Annotated in this window: 17 protein-coding genes and 1 tRNA gene; 13 read left to right on the top strand and 5 right to left on the bottom strand. The window is 70.5% G+C overall.

All coding sequences use genetic code 11. The annotated features are described in order from the left end of the window. Positions 1-4 precede the first annotated feature (4 nt). From OHA19_RS23540 to OHA19_RS23575, 8 genes are all read left to right on the top strand, one after another. Complete coding sequence (locus tag OHA19_RS23540; RefSeq protein WP_405713609.1) at positions 5-190, top strand: hypothetical protein; 186 nt, start codon at positions 5-7, stop codon at positions 188-190. A 2-nt stretch (positions 191-192) separates the two neighbouring features. Next, positions 193-381: a mobile element transfer protein gene (locus OHA19_RS23545; protein WP_405713607.1), complete on the top strand. Its 189-nt coding sequence runs from the start codon at positions 193-195 to the stop codon at positions 379-381. A gap of 14 nt (positions 382-395) precedes the next feature. Further along, entirely contained in the window at positions 396-677 is a 282-nt protein-coding gene (locus OHA19_RS23550; RefSeq protein WP_405713605.1) for a hypothetical protein, read from the top strand. 90 nt (positions 678-767) lie between these two features. Beyond that, positions 768-950 (top strand): hypothetical protein, encoded by a 183-nt coding sequence (locus tag OHA19_RS23555; protein WP_405713603.1) that lies wholly within the window; start codon positions 768-770, stop codon positions 948-950. 5 nt (positions 951-955) lie between these two features. Then, on the top strand, positions 956-1126 hold the full coding sequence (locus OHA19_RS23560) for a hypothetical protein (RefSeq protein WP_405713601.1): 171 nt from the start codon (positions 956-958) through the stop codon (positions 1124-1126). Next, positions 1123-2529: a replication initiator protein RepSA gene (repSA, locus tag OHA19_RS23565; RefSeq protein WP_405713599.1), complete on the top strand. Its 1407-nt coding sequence runs from the start codon at positions 1123-1125 to the stop codon at positions 2527-2529. The genes OHA19_RS23560 and repSA overlap by 4 nt, the downstream gene beginning before the upstream one ends. A gap of 2 nt (positions 2530-2531) precedes the next feature. Continuing rightward, positions 2532-2741 carry an excisionase family DNA-binding protein gene (locus OHA19_RS23570; RefSeq protein ID WP_405713597.1) on the top strand — a complete coding sequence of 70 codons (210 nt, stop codon included), beginning with the start codon at positions 2532-2534 and terminating at the stop codon, positions 2739-2741. Continuing rightward, positions 2741-3868, top strand: a complete 1128-nt coding sequence (locus tag OHA19_RS23575) for a tyrosine-type recombinase/integrase (RefSeq protein WP_405713595.1) — start codon at positions 2741-2743, stop codon at positions 3866-3868. The genes OHA19_RS23570 and OHA19_RS23575 overlap by 1 nt, the downstream gene beginning before the upstream one ends. A gap of 90 nt (positions 3869-3958) precedes the next feature. Here the strand turns inward: OHA19_RS23575 and OHA19_RS23580 are convergent. Further along, positions 3959-4031: transfer RNA gene (locus OHA19_RS23580), tRNA-Arg, on the bottom strand. Positions 4032-4405: 374 nt separating this feature from the next. Here OHA19_RS23580 and OHA19_RS23585 point away from each other — a divergent pair. Together OHA19_RS23585 and OHA19_RS23590 are read left to right on the top strand one after the other, a co-directional pair. Beyond that, the gene (locus OHA19_RS23585; protein WP_405713593.1) at positions 4406-4978 is read left to right on the top strand and encodes a TlpA family protein disulfide reductase; all 573 of its coding nucleotides are present in this window, start codon (positions 4406-4408) and stop codon (positions 4976-4978) included. A gap of 61 nt (positions 4979-5039) precedes the next feature. Next, positions 5040-6842: a class I adenylate-forming enzyme family protein gene (locus tag OHA19_RS23590; RefSeq protein WP_405713591.1), complete on the top strand. Its 1803-nt coding sequence runs from the start codon at positions 5040-5042 to the stop codon at positions 6840-6842. A 40-nt stretch (positions 6843-6882) separates the two neighbouring features. On the opposite strand, the gene OHA19_RS23595 is transcribed toward OHA19_RS23590, so the two are convergent. After that, on the bottom strand, positions 6883-8160 hold the full coding sequence (locus tag OHA19_RS23595) for a M6 family metalloprotease domain-containing protein (RefSeq protein ID WP_405713589.1): 1278 nt from the start codon (positions 8158-8160) through the stop codon (positions 6883-6885). Positions 8161-8464: 304 nt separating this feature from the next. Between OHA19_RS23595 and OHA19_RS23600 the strand changes: the two genes are divergently transcribed. Both OHA19_RS23600 and OHA19_RS23605 read left to right on the top strand, forming a co-directional pair. After that, on the top strand, positions 8465-9127 hold the full coding sequence (locus tag OHA19_RS23600) for a TetR/AcrR family transcriptional regulator (RefSeq protein WP_405721563.1): 663 nt from the start codon (positions 8465-8467) through the stop codon (positions 9125-9127). A 214-nt stretch (positions 9128-9341) separates the two neighbouring features. Beyond that, a complete protein-coding gene (locus OHA19_RS23605) occupies positions 9342-10874 on the top strand; it encodes an MFS transporter (protein WP_405713587.1) in 1533 nt (510 codons plus the stop codon). A 107-nt stretch (positions 10875-10981) separates the two neighbouring features. Here the strand turns inward: OHA19_RS23605 and OHA19_RS23610 are convergent, their stop codons facing one another. Further along, the gene (locus OHA19_RS23610) at positions 10982-11494 is read right to left on the bottom strand and encodes a MarR family winged helix-turn-helix transcriptional regulator (RefSeq protein WP_405713585.1); all 513 of its coding nucleotides are present in this window, start codon (positions 11492-11494) and stop codon (positions 10982-10984) included. 151 nt (positions 11495-11645) lie between these two features. On the opposite strand from OHA19_RS23610, the gene OHA19_RS23615 reads away from it, so the two are divergent. Next, a complete protein-coding gene (locus tag OHA19_RS23615; RefSeq protein WP_405713583.1) occupies positions 11646-12425 on the top strand; it encodes a dioxygenase in 780 nt (259 codons plus the stop codon). 24 nt (positions 12426-12449) lie between these two features. On the opposite strand, the gene OHA19_RS23620 is transcribed toward OHA19_RS23615, so the two are convergent. Together OHA19_RS23620 and OHA19_RS23625 are read right to left on the bottom strand one after the other, a co-directional pair. Then, positions 12450-13601 carry a questin oxidase family protein gene (locus OHA19_RS23620; RefSeq protein ID WP_405713581.1) on the bottom strand — a complete coding sequence of 384 codons (1152 nt, stop codon included), beginning with the start codon at positions 13599-13601 and terminating at the stop codon, positions 12450-12452. Between the two features lie 71 nt (positions 13602-13672). Then, positions 13673-14212 (bottom strand): GNAT family N-acetyltransferase, encoded by a 540-nt coding sequence (locus tag OHA19_RS23625; protein ID WP_405713579.1) that lies wholly within the window; start codon positions 14210-14212, stop codon positions 13673-13675. Positions 14213-14276: the final 64 nt, after the last annotated feature.

Below are 14276 nucleotides of genomic sequence, written 5' to 3' on the forward strand. Positions count from 1 at the left end.
GCCCATGGCCCTGTTCAACTTCAACCGCCCCGCGGACTACCTCGACGCCGCTCGGGAGATGGCCGACTCCGGCCGCCCGACCCTGGCTCGCCTGCTCGCCGAGGAAGCGGCGGACCGGACCGACAACCCGGCCGAAGCAACCCGCATCCGAAGCGAGTTCCCCGGCAACAGCCTCCGCCAGGAGGACTGACCATGCCGCGCCCGAACCGCTTCACCGACGTGATCCGCATCGGCCCCGTGCAGGTCGGCACCCACCACGACGGCCGCGGCCGGACCAAGCACACCGCCGCCTGCACCGCCCCCGGATGCGGCTTCTCCGCCGACTACCACGGTCGTGCCGCCGCCGAGCTCGCCGCCCGTACCCACCGCTGCAACCCCTGACCGGAGGTGACCCCGTGCGCTACCCCGAGGACCAGTTCAACGCCGGTCACATCCCGGCCGACCTGCTCGGACAACTCCCGCCCGGCACCGACCCGAAACAGATCGTCATCGTCCGGGCTTCGCCCCGCAACTACACGGGTCCCATCCTGCTGGCCATCACGATCACCGGCGGAATCGCCCTGATCATCCTGATGATCGCCGTGACCCTGCACGTTGCCGCTGCCGCGACGGTCGCCGTTCTCTCGGCCACCGGCGGCCTGGGCCTCACGCTCAAGCGCCCGCACCGCAGCAAGTAGCCCCCGGGGCGGCCTCGGTCGCCAAACTTCCGCCGCCCCGGGCGCCTCAACCCATTGCAGATCCAACGGACCCGAAAGGGAGATCCCATCATGCCCGAGCACACCCTGAACCTGCCCGTCTGCGCCCACTGCGACGGCTTCCCCACGGTCGCCATCACCACCGGCCAGACCAACGCCGACGGCCACCGCGAGACCGTTACCGCCACCTGCCGCCCCTGCAACGGCACTGGCCACACCGCCCCCGCTCGCGCCTACGCCCGCACCGGGGCCTGATCCCCATGGCACTCCTCGACTGGAGCGACAAGAAGCACTTCGACCCCACCGGCGACAAGCCCTGTGTCCTCTGCGACAAGCCCACCCCGCTGCGCTCCGACCGCGGCAAGCCCGTCCACAAGGTCTGCGCCGAGGACTGGATCGACAACCACCCGCCGAAGGAGATCGACCGGTGACCACCACCGCCACCGCGGCGGGCCTGGACCCGGCCACTCTGAGCGATGTGCTCCGGGTGGCCGGGTCCACCGGCTTCGACCGCTGGGAAGAACAGATCCGCCGCACCGGAGGATGCGCACAGCCCATCCACCTGACCGGCGCCACCAAGACCACCGACCGGGCAACCGGCACCCTCCTGCACCACTACACGACCGACACCGAGCCCGGCGGCCGGTTACGGATCGCCTGCGGCAACCGCCGCGCCTCCCGCTGCCCCGCCTGCGCCTGGACCTACGCCGGAGACACCTACCACCTCATCCGCGCGGGCCTCACCGGAGACCCGGACAAGGGCACCCCGCACACCATCCGGGATCATCCGCGGGTCTTCGCCACCCTCACCGCCCCCTCGTTCGGCCCGGTCCACAATCGGCCCGGAAACCGGCCCTGCCGCTGCGGCACCCACCACCGGGAGACCGCCCCGGAACTCGGCACCCCGCTCGACCCGAACACCTACGACTACGCGGGCTCGGTGCTGTGGAACAACCACGCATCCGACCTGTGGCGCTACTTCACGATCTACCTGCGCCGCGAGATTGCCCGCCGAGCCGGTCTCACCCAGAAAGCGGCCCGGGAACAGTCCCGGCTCTCCTTCGGGAAGGTCGCCGAGTACCAAAAGCGCGGTGCGGTCCACTTCCACGCCGTGATCCGCTTCGACGGACCCGACGGCCCCCATACGCCGCCGCCGACCTGGGCCACCCTCGAACTCCTCGACGACGCCATTCGAGCGGCTGCCGCCCGGGTCGAAGTCACCGTGCCGGCCAATCCGGCTGCCGGGATCGTCAACGACTGGGTGCTGCGCTGGGGCACGCAACTCGACGTCCAGCCCATCGGCGCCTTCGGCAACGGCGAAGACCTCACAGAACAGGCCGTGGCCTCCTACGTCGCCAAGTACGCCACGAAGGCGGCCGAGACCACCGGCACTGTCGACCACCGCATCGGCAACAAAGAAGCCCTGATTCTCCTCGACGTTCCTGAGCACCCGCGGCGGCTGATCGAGGCGTGCCTTGACCTCCACCACGCCTATCCGGACCGCAAGCTCCGCGACTGGGCCCACATGCTCGGCTTCCGCGGCCACTTCTCCACCAAATCCCGCCGCTACTCCACCACCCTCGGCGCTCTGCGGCAGGTCCGCGCTGACTACCGCGCCACACAACAGCGCGAGGCGCTCGGCCTGCCCGACCCGGACGATCACCCGGAAGCGACCACGCTCACGCTCGCGCACTGGGCCTACGCCGGACACGGCCACACCCCCGGCGAATCCTGGCTCGCCGCCAACATCCACCGCGACATTCAGCACAACCGAGAACACGCCCGCGAACTCCGCGCCGAACTCGAAGCACTCGACACCACAGGGGAGTGGTGAGCATGGAACGTCTGCTCAGTGTTGATCAGGTCGCCGAACTCCTCGGCACCACAGTCCGGTTCCCCCGGCGGCTGATTGAGGAACGAAGGATCACCTTCGTCAAGGTCGGCCGCCACGTCCGCATCCCCGAGACGGCCCTATCGGCCTTCATCGCGGCCAACACTGTGGAGCCGGTTACGATCCGGCGGGCCGGGCTGCGGAGGGTTGCCTGATGGCGAACAAGAAGGGGAACCGTCGACGCTTCGGTTCGGTTCGGCAACTGCGCTCGGGGCGCTGGCAAGCTCGCTACCGTGACCCGGCGACCGGACAGCTCCGCGGTGCCGAGCAGACCTACGCGACCAAAACCGACGCGGAAGTCGCGCTGACGCATATCGAGGCGGACATCTCACGCGGCCAGTGGGAGGACCCGGACAAGGGAGCTGTCCCCTTCACCGAGTACGCCGATGCCTGGCTGCGGGACCGCAAGCTGGCCGACCGCAGCAGGGAACGGAACGAGGCAGTGATCCGGCTGCACATCACGCCGACGTTCGGTTCGGGATCTCTGGCCGACATCACCACGTCCCGCGTCCGGGCCTGGCGTGGCCAGCTGCTCGCGGCCGGGGTCGGAGAGCCGACCGTCGTCAAGGCGTATCAGATCCTCCGCGCCATCATGAACACGGCCGTCGATGACGAGCTGATCCGCCGTAACCCGTGCCGGGTCAAGGGCGCCGACCGCTACGACGTGCCCGAGCGGCCGGTGTTGACCGTGGCGGAGGTGTACGCCGCTGCCGATGCCATCGCTCCCCGATACCGGCTGCTCGTCCTGCTCGCAGCCTTCACCACGCTGCGCTTCGGTGAGCTGGCCTCCCTGCGCCGCCGCGACATCGACACCACGGGGCGCGTGGTCCTGGTGCAGCGTGCCCAAGCAGAGATGCAGAACGGCAGGCTCTTCGACAAGGCTCCGAAGTCGGCGGCCGGCGTCCGCCCCGTCGCCTTCCCGGATGAGATCCTGGCCGACGTCATCGAGCACCTGGAGCGCTACGCGGGTGCCGGTCGCGACGGCCACGTCTTCCTCGGCCCCCAGGGCGGACATCTGCGGCGCAGCAACTTCCGGGACGACTGGATCAAGGCGCGCAAGGAGGCGGGCATCGCTGCCGATGTCCACTTCCACGATCTGCGGCACACGGGAAACACCTTGGTCGCGGCCGGGGCGAGCACGCGTGAGCTGATGACACGCATGGGGCACAGCACCGCGCGGGCGGCGTTGATCTATCAGCACATGACCGCTGACCGGGACCGCGCCATTGCTGATCGGCTGGGAGCCATGATCCGCCAGCGTCAGGGGGACGTGGACTCTTAGTGGACTTTGTGGCACGTGAGTGGCACGGCCGTGCTCACGGCTAAGGGCCAGTTCGAGGGGATCAAGCCTCTGAACTGGCCCTTAGTGCTGTGCCCCCGGCAGGATTCGAACCTGCGACACCCGCTTTAGGAGAGCGGTGCTCTATCCCCTGAGCTACGAAGGCGGCGCTGACAGCCTAGCGGATGGGGCTTGCGGAGGTCGCCCCCATAGGGTCCGCGGTCGGGTAGCCGGCCGGCTGGTGGTGGGGGTGGTGGGGAAGTGGGTGTGGGGGAGGTGGTTGCAAGGGGGGTGTTTGTGGGGGGAGTTGGGGGTGGGCGTACCGTTCTGACTGACCAGCAAGATCCGTTGTTCAGCATGCACGGGGGTGTTCCCGCATACCCGCATGCCGTGTCCGCACCGCATCGCGGATTCCGGGGTCTCCCGGGGTGCCGGGTGCCGCCGCATGGGCGGCCGGGGGAAGTGGCATGGCGTGGGTTCGGGAGTCCCCGGCTCGGACGTCGGGTGGCGCCTGACCGACGCCGCCCCGAAGGACCCCCCATGAAGCGCCCTTTTGTTCCCTTTCTGGCCGCCCTTGGCTGCGCCGCCGCTCTCATCGCCGGGATCACGATCGGAGGCAGTCCGGGCACTCCCGAGGGCTACCACCGCAGCAAGGACGGCACGCTGACGATCGAGGGTGCGCACCGTCCCGCCGCGCCGGACTTCACCGGAGCCGACGCCGACGGGAGGCCGGTGCAGCTGTCCGACTATGCGGGGAAGACAGTCGTGGTCAACGCGTGGGCCTCCTGGTGCGGGCCCTGCCGCAAGGAGACTCCGGTTCTGGTGCGGTACCACCGGAAGATGGAGGGGCAGGGCGTTGTCGTCCTCGGGTTGAACCGGGACGGGTCCGCCGGTGCGGCGCGGGCCTTCGCCCGTGAGTTCCACATGCCCTATCCCAGCATTCTCGACCCCGGTGGCAAGCAGCTCTTCGCGCTGCCCAAGGGGTTGCTGAGCACACAAGGGCTGCCCGTCACCCTTGTCGTCGATGCGCGTGGGCGGGTTGCCGCGACGGCGTCCGGAGCCCTGAGCGAAGGCCGGCTGGAGGATCTTGTCGCCGCTGCTCGGGTGTCTTGACGCGGGGCGGGGGCGGGCATAGCGTCGCGAATGTACTGAGCAGGCGCTTAGGAGGTCGTTCGTGCCGCACACCGACCCGACCCCCGCCGTTCCCGGCCCCGCTCCTGACCCGGCCGCTCCCGCTCCCGGCCCGGCCGCTCCCGCCCCCGCCGGCCCCGTCTTCGACCCGGCGGAAGCCGGCCGTATCGAGGCAGCGCTGACCGGGCCGGGTGCCCCGTTCGCCGTGGTGCGGGTGGAGGACGGCTCGCTCGTGTACGCGGACGGGCCCAGGACGCTCCGGGAGTTCGTGGAGACCACCTGGGCCTTCGGGGACCGGCCGTTCCTGATCGCGGGGGAGCGAAGCTACTCGTACGCCGAGTTCTTCGCCGCCGCGTCCGCGCTGGCCTGCCGGATGACCGATGTGTACGGGCTGTGCCCGGGGGACCGGGCCGTCGTCGCGATGCGCAACCACCCCGAGTGGCAGATCGCCTTCTGGGCGGCTCAGCTGGCCGGTCTGGTCGCCGTACCGCTCAACGCCTGGTGGACCGAGGACGAGTTCACCTACGCACTGGACGACTCCGGGCCCCGGATGCTGCTGGTGGACGGCGAGCGGCTGCCCAAAGTCGCCGGGTGGGCGGCTCGGCACGGGGCTCGCGTGCTCGTCTTCCACGCGGAGGGGGCAGTCGCGGAGGGTGTCGAGCGGTACGAGGAGACGGGTGTCGAGCGGTACGAGGAGCTGCCCGCGCCCGATCCGCTCGCCGCGCCTCCCGAGGTCGAGATCCGGCCCGAGGACGACGCGACGATCATCTACACCTCCGGCACCACCGGCCGGCCCAAGGGCGCCGTCGCCACCCATCTCGCCCAGGTGGGAGCGGTGCTCAATCCTCGGTACCACGCGGCCGCCTCCGCGCTGGGGCGCGGGGTCATCCCGGGGCAGGGGCCCGCCCCGGTGTCGCTGCTGACGTTCCCGTTCTTCCACGTCGCCGCGTTCACCGGCTTCTACGCCGCGATGGCGGCGGGCGGCGCCATCGTGCTGATGCGGAAGTGGGACGCCGAGGAGGCGCTGCGGCTGATCCGCGAGCACGGCGTCACCCACTACGCCGGCGTCCCGGCGACCGCGCTCCAGCTGCTCGCCGCGGCCGAGCAGGCGGGCGACGGCATGGAGAGCCTGCAGATGCTGAACACCGGCGGGGCCGCGGCGCCGCCCGATCTGGTCGCCCGGCTGACCGCCCGGCACGGCGACCGCGTCGAACCCCGCAACGGCTACGGCCTGACCGAGACCAGCGGCGGCGTCCTGGCGAACTTCGGTGCCGAGTACCGGCTCCACCCGGGCAGCGTCGGCCGCCCCACCCCCACCACCGAGGTGCGGATCGCCGGGCCGGCGGGCGAGGCGCTGCCCGAGGGCGAGGTCGGGGAGCTGTGGCTGCGCGGTCAGTCCCTGGTCCGCGGCTACTGGCGCGACGAGGCGGCGAGCTCCCGGGCGTTCATCGACGGATGGTTCCGCACCGGTGATCTCGCGGTGGTGCGGGAGGGGCGGGTCGATGTCGTCGACCGGATCAAGGACATGGTGATCCGCGGCGGGGAGAACGTGTACTGCGTCGAGGTCGAGTCCGTGCTGCACGACCACCCGGACGTCGAGGACGCGGCGGTGCTGGGGGTGGCGCACCCGGTCCTGGGCGAGGAGGTCGCCGCGGTCGTGCGGCTGCGGGACGGTGCCACCGTCACCGTCGAGGAGCTGAGGGCGCACGTCGGGCGCAGCCTGGCCGCGTTCAAGGTCCCGGCTCATGTGCTCGTACGGCAGGAGCCGCTGCCCCGGAACGCGACCGGGAAGATCCTCAAGCGCGAGCTGCGCGGACCCGTCGAGGCGGAGGTCCGGGGGCGCTGAAGGGGCCGGGGAGTGTGTGGCGACGTGTCCCCGTGCGTCGTCAGGGGCGGGTTATGCGGACCCGGTAGTTTCCCTTCTCGTCCTTGTCGACCACGGATATGCGTATCCCGTTGGTCCGGTCGGTGAAGGTCTCGCCGGGCTGGAAGGCGGCGTCGGACAGTGCGGCGTGCACATTGGGCAGCCGGGTGCAGCCGGTGCTGCCCTTGGTGCTGTCCGCGACGGACACCGGGCCCTGTCCGGTGTCGACGTCCGATCTCACCTTGTAGATCAGTACGCCGGGCCGGCAGATGGCCTCGTCGTTGCCGGCCCGGGTCCGTACCTCCACCGCGTAGCCGGACTCGCCGCTCAGCGGTACGAACGCCAGCTTGGTGCCGCCCCGGGTGGCCAGCGGGCCGAGCACGTGTTCGCTGGTGCCGGAGCGTGCGGCGCAGCTGATCTGCTTGTTGTCCAGCCAGCCGAGCTTCCACTTGTGCCAGCCCAGCAGATCGTTGTCGGCCCCCCAGTCCTCGGACATGATGTCCCAGTGCCCGACCGAGCCGCCGCCCTCCACCGTGTAGAGGTCGGGGAGGCCGAAGACATGGCCGTTCTCGTGCGGCAGGACCCGGTATCCGGTCTTCTTGAACGACCCCGAGCCGTCGTCCTGGCGGCTGTAGATGAAGGACGTGTTGGCGAGCGGGACACCGTCCGCCCTCGGGGCGTCGTCGTTGCCGGAGAACGTCACGGACAGGACGGTGTCCAGGGCGGAGGGCCCGGCGTTCGGGGTGACCAGGATGTTGACCAGGTCGTACGCGGCGAAGTCCACCTTCGGGTCGGCGGCGGTGACGATGTCCTGGATGAGGCGGCGGTAGCCCGGTTCGTACGGTGAGCCGCGCTCCACCCCGTACTCCGAGAGCGGCAGTGGCATCCGCAGCCAGGACTTCAGCGGGGCGTCGGGGACGTACGTGAGCCGTCCGTACGATCCGGTCCGGAACCAGTCGGTGGTCTGCGGGAAGAATTCGGCGTACCGGTCCATCGCCTTGCCGGCGCCTGGCGCGTCCGGGAAGTCGATCATCAGGTTGAGGGCGCGGACCCTGCCAGTGGAGCGGGCGTAGCCCTCCGGTGTCGGCATGCCCTCCGACATCTGTACGCCCATGGTCGCCGGTATCCGGCACGGGGCTATGCCTGCGGAACGGGTGGTGGCTATCGGGCCGGCCGAGGCCCGGCCGGCTATCGGAAGAGTGCTGCTTGCCGTGGCCATCGCGGCTATGGCCAGGGCTGTTGTGGAGGCGAGAGCGATCGGGCGGCGGTGGTCGCGTATCCGGTGGCGTGGCTTCTGCATACAGGCGCCTCGGGGTCCGCGGCAGTCGGCCGACCCCGACTGCGCTCTGCGGATCAGCCTGTTGCGGGTGGTGCGGTGCCGCTCGTTGAGTGCGCCGTTCGGCTGGTTTCCCTGTCACTCGATGTGACTCAGGTCACAATGGAGTGGGGAAATAAGTGGGGAGGTGTTCCCCGTTTGAATCGGTGTCCCCGCGAAACGGGGAGGCGGTCCCCGGTTACGGGAAGGTTGTGCCGTGAAGAACGGCGGCCGACCGGCCGTCACCGCGGGAGCGGTGGAAGAGCAGAAGGAGAAGGGGGCCGTGGCCGTGGAGACCGTCAGCCGCGCTGTCGCCGGAGCGACGCAGTCCCGGAAACCTCGTCCGCGGGCCGATGCGCTGCGCAACCGGGAGCGGATCGTGACGGCCGCGCGCGAGATGTTCGTCGAGTTCGGGCCCGATGTGCCGCTCGACGAGGTCGCCAGGCGTGCCGGCGTCGGCAACGCCACCCTCTACCGGAACTTCCCCGACCGGGCCGCGCTGGTGCACGAGGTCGTGCTCGCGGTCACCTCCCGGACCATCGACCGCGCGGAGGAGGCGGCGGCCGAGGAGGCCGACGCCTTCGCCGCGCTCAGCCGCTTCGTGCACGCGGCGGCCGACGAGCGGATCGGGGCGCTGTGCCCGATGCTGTCCGGCGGCTTCGACAAGGACCATCCCGAACTGCTCGCCGAGCGCCGGCGCCTCGAAGAGGCCGTCGACGGGCTCGTGTCGCGGGCCATGTCCGCGGGGCGGCTGCGCACCGACATCGCCGTCGGTGACGTGATCGTCGCCCTCTCCCAGCTCACCCGTCCGCTGCCCGGCATCGGCTGCCCGGGCATCGACCGGTTCACCCACCGTCATCTACAGCTGTTCCTGGACGGACTGCAGGCCCCGGGCCGGTCCGAACTGCCCGGAACGGCGGCGACCCTGGAGGATCTGCGGCGCCGGCCGTGACACCCGCGCCGGGCTGCTGAGCCAGGAGCCCGGTGGCGTGTCCGCCACGCCTTGACCATTCCCTTCACCACCATTCGTTTCGCCACCGGCCCTGTCGCCACCGGCGCTCTCACCGTCCGCCTGTTCACCGTCCGGCCTTTCTCCGGCGTTTTCTCCCGGTTCACGACTCTTCGCGTGCATGCGTGCGCGTGCACGTTCTTAGGTGGGTACCCCCATGTCAAAAACAGCCGATATCCGACTCCCGGACCCCAGTCGCTGGAAAGCGCTGGCGTTCATCGCCCTCGCGCAGCTGATGGTCGTGCTCGACGCCACGATCGTGAACATCGCGCTGCCGCACGCCCAGACGGCCCTGGGCATATCCGATGCCAACAAGCAGTGGGTCATCACCGCGTACGCCCTCGCCTTCGGCGGGCTGCTTCTCTTCGGCGGCCGGATCGCCGACCTCTGGGGCCGTAAGCGGACCTTTGTCGTCGGCCTGATCGGCTTCGCGCTGGCCTCCGCGCTCGGTGGCGCGGCGCAGAACCAGGGCATGCTCTTCGGCTCCCGCGCGCTCCAGGGCGTCTTCGGCGCGCTGCTCGCGCCGGCGGCCCTGTCGCTGCTCGCCGTGATGTTCACCGATGCCAAGGAGCGCGCCAAGGCGTTCGGCATCTACGGTGCGATCGCCGGTGGTGGCGGCGCCGTCGGGCTGATCCTCGGTGGTTTCCTGACCCAGGCGCTGAACTGGCGTTGGACGTTCTTCGTCAACATCCCGTTCGCCGTCATCGCGGCCGCGGGCGCGTACTTCGTGATCCGTGAGCCGGCCGGCAGCCGCAACCGCTCCTCGCTCGACATCCCGGGCGTCGTCCTGTCCGCGCTGGGTCTGGTCTCGCTGGTGTACGGGTTCACCCGCGCCGAGTCCGCGGGCTGGTCGGACGGGCTGACCATCGGCATGTTCGTGGCGTCCGCCGTGCTGCTGTTCTCCTTCGTCCTGACCGAGTCCAGGGTCAAGTCGCCGCTGCTGCCGCTGCGCGTCCTGCTGGACCGCAACCGTGGTGGTGTCTACCTCTCGCTGGGTCTGGCCGTCATCGCGATGTTCGGGCTGTTCCTCTTCCTCACGTACTACCTCCAGGTCGTGAAGGGCTACTCGCCGATCAGGACCGGCTTCGCCTTCCTCCCGATGATCGCGGGCATGATCACCGGCTCGACGCAGATCGGTGCCCGGCTGATGACCCGGGTCCCGGCGCGCAAGCTCATGGGCCCCGGTTTCCTGACCGCCGCCGTCGGCATGCTGCTGCTGACGCAGCTGGAGGTCGGCTCCTCGTACGCCGGCGTCATCCTGCCCGGCCAGCTGCTGCTGGGGCTGGGCATGGGTACGGCGTTCATGCCGGCCATGTCGCTGGCCACGCACGGTGTCGAGCCCAGGGACTCGGGCGTCGCGTCCGCGATGGTCAACACCTCGCAGCAGGTGGGCGGTGCGATCGGCACGGCGCTGCTGAACACCATCGCTGCCTCGGCCGCGACGGCGTACGCCACCTCGCACGCCGCGCTCGGCGCCACCGACCCGGAGCTGCTGAAGCTCCAGTCGATGGTGCACGGCTTCACCGGTGCCATCTGGTGGGCGGTCGGCATCCTGGTGGCGGCCTCCGCGATCGCGGTGACCTTCATCAACGCCGGCCGGCCTTCGGCGGGCCCGGCGACCGGAAGCTCCGGTTCGGGTGACTCCGACGGAGTCGAGGACGAGTTCAAGATCCCGGTCGTCGCCCACTGAGCGCCTGCGCGTGGCGCGTGGGGTGTGACGCGTGACGCGTGACATGGCTGTGCCCCGGTTTCCGTTCGGCGGAAACCGGGGCACAGCCACGTCGGTACGCGGGTGGCTCAGCGCAGCCAGGGCAGGTCCGCGTCCGTGCCCTCGGGCTGCAGTCCGGTGGCGACGACCTGCATGATCTCGCCCAGCGAGCGCACCTGCTCGGGGGTGAGCCGGTCGAACATCGCGTGGCGCACGGCGTCGACGTGGCCCGGCGCGCACCGGCGCAGCATCTCGAAGCCGTCGTCGGTGAGGACGGCGTTCTGGCCGCGCTTGTCGGACGGGCAGTCCTCGCGGCGCACCCACCCGCTCTTCTCCAGCCGTGCGACGGCGTGCGAGAGCCGCGAGCGGGTGATCTTGGCGTCCTTGGCCAGTTCCGTCATCCGCTTCCGGCGGCGGGGGGCCTGGGAGAGCTGGACGAGCAGACCGTAGTAGATGTGCGGCATGCCGGCATCGCGCTGCAACTGGCGGTCGAGGTGGTCCTCCATGAGCGTGGTGGCGTGGAGATACGCGCGCCAGACGCCCTGCTCTTCGTCGGAGAGCCAGTGCGGCTCGCCGGTGGATGCCGTGGTCATGTACTCCACTGTACGACCTTTTCTTGAAAGTTGAACTAGATAGAGCTAAGGTCTCCGGAGGAAGGAAGCTTGAAAATTAAAGAACCCTTCCTTCTCAAAAAGACGCCTGTAGAAGACTTACCTGAAGACTTACCCGGATCAGCAGCGGATGGGGAGTGCCATGACAGTCACCGCGGAGCGCATGCCCGCCCTCTACCTTTCCCACGGTGCCCCGCCGCTGGCCGACGATCCGGTCTGGCCCGGCGAGCTGGCCGCCTGGTCCGCCGGGCTGCCCCGCCCCCGCGCGATCCTGATGGTCTCCGCGCACTGGGAGGAGGCCCCGCTGGCCCTCGGGGCCACGGAGCCGGTCCCGCTCGTCTACGACTTCTGGGGCTTCCCCGAGCACTACTACCGGGTGCAGTACGCCGCCCCGGGCGCCCCGGAGCTGGCGGAGAACGTGCGCAAGCTGCTGCGCGGCGCCGGTACGCCGGTCCAGGACATCCCGGACCGCGGGCTCGACCACGGGGCGTACGTCCCGCTCGTGGAGATGTTCCCGGGCGCGGACATCCCCGTACTCCAGATCTCCATGCCGACGCTGGACCCGCAGAAGCTCATGGACATCGGGCGCAAGCTCGCGCCGCTGCGCGACGAGGGCGTCCTGATCGTCGGCAGCGGCTTCTTCACCCACAACCTGGCCGCCCTGCGGCATGCGGGCGGCGTACCCGGCTGGTCGGCGGAGTTCGACGACTGGGGGAGCCGGGCGCTCCAGGCGCAGGACATCGACGCGCTGCTGGACTTCGAGAACAAGTCCCCGGCCGGCCGGCTGGCCCACCCGCGCACCGAGCACTTCGCGCCGCTCTTCGTGACGCTCGGCGCCTCGGAGGGCGAGCTGGACCGGGGACGCAGCGTCATCGACGGGTTCTGGATGGGACTGGCGAAGCGGTCGGTGCAGTTCGGCTGAGCCCGGTCCCCGTTCCGGCCCCGGTCACAGCACCGGCGGGTTCAGTTCGATCGAGCGCAGTGCGGCGGCGAGGGCCGTTCCGTCGCCGATGTCCAGCGCGGTGTCGGTGAACTTGATGGTGTGGTCGTCGCCGTGCGCCGCCGCCCGCGCGAACAGCTCGTCGGCGGACGCGCCCGCCGGGGCGTACGGAGCGGCCTCGGCCGGGCTGTACGCGGCGGTGACCGCGGCGCTCGCCGCCCACGCTGCCCCCAGGCTCGGCACCCACAGCGCGCGGGGGAGCGCGGGCAGGGCGCGCAGCACGGCGTTGGGTGCGGTCGCGGCGTGCACCAGCATGATCGGTTCGCCGTGCCCGTGTGTGGCGTACCGGTGGGTCGCGGCCCGCACCAGCTCCGCCAGCCGGTCCCGCGCCTCTTCCGGGTCGTCGGTGAACCGCTGCGGCCACACCGGGAACGCGGTGAGCTGCGCCAGCCGGTCCCGGATGCCGCCGTTCTGCTCGGGCACCGGCGCTACGGCGTCCAGCGCGGCCGCGGCGGTGGGCGCGGGCGCGAGCGGGGCCAGGGCGGGCAGCGGCTGGTGGCGTGCGGCCCAGTAGCCGAGGCCGTGGGCGAGCTCGGCGATCCGGGGCGCGGTCGCCTCGCCGGTGAGCAGGGTGCGTACGGAGTGGCCGACCCGGATCACGGGGTGGGTGGCGCCCGCCGCGATGCCGGGGAGCAGTCGCGGCCACCACTCGGTGAGCACGTCCCGCCAGGGGCGCTCGGCCGTCTCCCGCTCGAAGTACGTCGTCCAGTCGGCGATCCGGCGCGGGTCGCCGAGGGCCTCGCGCCAGTTCTCCGCCGTCACCCGGGTCGCGGTGTCCGGCATGTCCTCCAGCTTGTGGCTGTAGTGGTCGAGCCAGCGGTGGACGGCCGGTGCCTGGCCGTGCCGGACGAGCGCCTCGACGGCCATCGGGCCGTGATTGCTCAGCCAGCCGTTGCGCTCGGGGCCCGAGGCGTGGAGGCGCTCCAGTGCCTCGTCGAGCGTGCCGGTGGTGTCGTCCGCGGTTGCCGTGCCGCCCGTGTTCGTCGCGTCGCTCGTGCTTGTTGTGCCGCCCGTGTTCGTCGCGTCTGTTGTGTCGCTCGTGTTCGTCGCGTCTCCGGCCGCGTCTGTCACGCCGCCCGTGTTCGTCGTGTCGTCCATGCGGTACGACGCTAGGTGCGGGGCCGGTGCTGCGTAACGGGCCGGGGAACCAGACCGGGAGGGGCCGGGACCTAGGGCTGTGGCCCGAGCCGCTTCTCGTACCAGGCCACGTCCCAGTACGTGCCGAACTTCCGGCCCACTTCGACGTACGTACCGACATGGCGGAAACCGAAGCGCTCGTGCAGCCGGACGGAGGCGTCGTTCGGCTGGGTCACGCCCGCGTACGCGCGGTGCACGTCCGCACCGGCGAGCGCCTCGAACAAGGCCGTGTAGAGGAGTGTGCCGATGCCGCGACCGGTGGCCCACGGGGCGCAGTACACGCTCACCTCGACCGAGGTCGCGTACGCCGCCTTGGGGCGGAAAGCGCTGCTGGTGGCGTATCCCAGGACCGAAGCGGGGCCGACAACCCGGACATCCTGAGCAACCTGAAGACGGTGCGGGCCGTCTTCAGGATGGGAACGCAGCCACGGCAACCGCTGTTCGGGGGTGAAGGGGGTCGTGTCGAATGTGAGCGCGGTCTCACGCACGTAATGGTTGTAGATGTCCGTGAGTGCTACCAGATCGCCCTCGATGCCTGGCCTGACCTGCACTTCTGTCCGGCTCTCCGGCATGCGCACCCCCTCGTGGCGGCACAGGGTACTGCATGATCACGAAAGTGAATGCCATGCGTGGGAA

Origin of the sequence: Streptomyces sp. NBC_00012, assembly GCF_045040875.1 — a bacterium.
Classification (GTDB): domain Bacteria; phylum Actinomycetota; class Actinomycetes; order Streptomycetales; family Streptomycetaceae; genus Streptomyces.

What these genes read in the sequence shown, in the direction of transcription:
- OHA19_RS23585 (WP_405713593.1), top strand. Translation starts at nt 4,406, where the DNA reads ATGAAGCGCCCTTTTGTTCCCTTTCTGGCCGCCCTTGGCTGCGCCGCC.
- OHA19_RS23625 (WP_405713579.1), bottom strand. Translation starts at nt 14,212, where the DNA reads ATGCCGGAGAGCCGGACAGAAGTGCAGGTCAGGCCAGGCATCGAGGGC.
- OHA19_RS23540 (WP_405713609.1), top strand. Translation starts at nt 5, where the DNA reads ATGGCCCTGTTCAACTTCAACCGCCCCGCGGACTACCTCGACGCCGCT.
- OHA19_RS23555 (WP_405713603.1), top strand. Translation starts at nt 768, where the DNA reads ATGCCCGAGCACACCCTGAACCTGCCCGTCTGCGCCCACTGCGACGGC.
- OHA19_RS23595 (WP_405713589.1), bottom strand. Translation starts at nt 8,160, where the DNA reads ATGCAGAAGCCACGCCACCGGATACGCGACCACCGCCGCCCGATCGCT.
- OHA19_RS23570 (WP_405713597.1), top strand. Translation starts at nt 2,532, where the DNA reads ATGGAACGTCTGCTCAGTGTTGATCAGGTCGCCGAACTCCTCGGCACC.
- OHA19_RS23560 (WP_405713601.1), top strand. Translation starts at nt 956, where the DNA reads ATGGCACTCCTCGACTGGAGCGACAAGAAGCACTTCGACCCCACCGGC.
- OHA19_RS23605 (WP_405713587.1), top strand. Translation starts at nt 9,342, where the DNA reads ATGTCAAAAACAGCCGATATCCGACTCCCGGACCCCAGTCGCTGGAAA.
- OHA19_RS23620 (WP_405713581.1), bottom strand. Translation starts at nt 13,601, where the DNA reads ATGGACGACACGACGAACACGGGCGGCGTGACAGACGCGGCCGGAGAC.
- OHA19_RS23615 (WP_405713583.1), top strand. Translation starts at nt 11,646, where the DNA reads ATGACAGTCACCGCGGAGCGCATGCCCGCCCTCTACCTTTCCCACGGT.
- OHA19_RS23575 (WP_405713595.1), top strand. Translation starts at nt 2,741, where the DNA reads ATGGCGAACAAGAAGGGGAACCGTCGACGCTTCGGTTCGGTTCGGCAA.
- OHA19_RS23545 (WP_405713607.1), top strand. Translation starts at nt 193, where the DNA reads ATGCCGCGCCCGAACCGCTTCACCGACGTGATCCGCATCGGCCCCGTG.